The following is a 767-nucleotide window of genomic DNA, read 5'->3' as shown; positions in this document are numbered from 1 at the left end:
GATCATGGAAGACGCCGTCGCCGCGCTGCGCAATGATCTCATGCCGCATTGCCGGATTGTCACCCCGAACCTGCCGGAATTGGCCGTGCTGACCGGATCGGCGATCGCAGTCGATGAGGCATCCGCTTGCCGCCAGGGTGAGGAGTTGTCGAGAACTCTATCGACGGCCGTCCTCGTCAAGGGCGGTCATGCGCGCGGCAACGAAGCGGTCGACTGGCTGTTGCAGCCGCAGTGCCCTCCCCTTCGATTTATGGCACCGCGCCTGCCGCGCGAGATGCGGGGGACGGGCTGCATGCTCTCCAGCGCCATTGCCGCCTCGATTGCGCTCGGGATGTCGCTGGAAGAAGGCGTGCGCCGCGCCAAGCAATTTGTTTTCGACGCGCTTGCCGGATCGGAATGACAGAAGAAATGCGAGGCCATCGGCTTCGTCTGCGACCGTCCCATTTCCAGTCGAGAAATACTCAGCTTGGGTCTAGCCCCTGTTTGTCCGAGGCCCTATGGCAAGCCCGACAGCAGGGATAGCCATCCACACCCCGACCAACCGACACATTTGCCGCCTTGACGAGGAATCCGGTATTGCCGCTCTACCAGCCTTTGATCCGCCTCCTGAAATGCCCCGACCTGTTTGACGCCATCGACCGCATGCCGGCACTTAGCACGCCCGTTGGCGAGCTGATGTTCGAGGTCTTCAATCCATCGACGGGCGAATTGCTGGCGGAACTTCCCGACATGAGGATTGCGGAGACGCGCGCCGCGATCGACAGGGC

The 767-nt window shown here is 62.3% G+C and carries 1 protein-coding gene and 1 pseudogene; both read left to right on the top strand.

Features of this window, described 5'->3' with window-relative positions; translation table 11 throughout:
• Positions 1-400, top strand: a 400-nt coding sequence (locus EOA60_RS35505) for a bifunctional hydroxymethylpyrimidine kinase/phosphomethylpyrimidine kinase (protein ID WP_206628442.1), incomplete at its 5' end; no start/stop codon positions are given.
• A 176-nt stretch (positions 401-576) separates the two neighbouring features.
• Positions 577-767 (top strand): annotated as a pseudogene (locus tag EOA60_RS35500) (succinate-semialdehyde dehydrogenase (NADP(+))); the annotation flags it as partial.

This window comes from Mesorhizobium sp. M1A.F.Ca.IN.020.06.1.1, assembly GCF_004023265.1.
In the GTDB taxonomy this organism is placed as follows: domain Bacteria; phylum Pseudomonadota; class Alphaproteobacteria; order Rhizobiales; family Rhizobiaceae; genus Mesorhizobium.
This window is presented reverse-complemented; position numbering and strand designations above follow the sequence as displayed.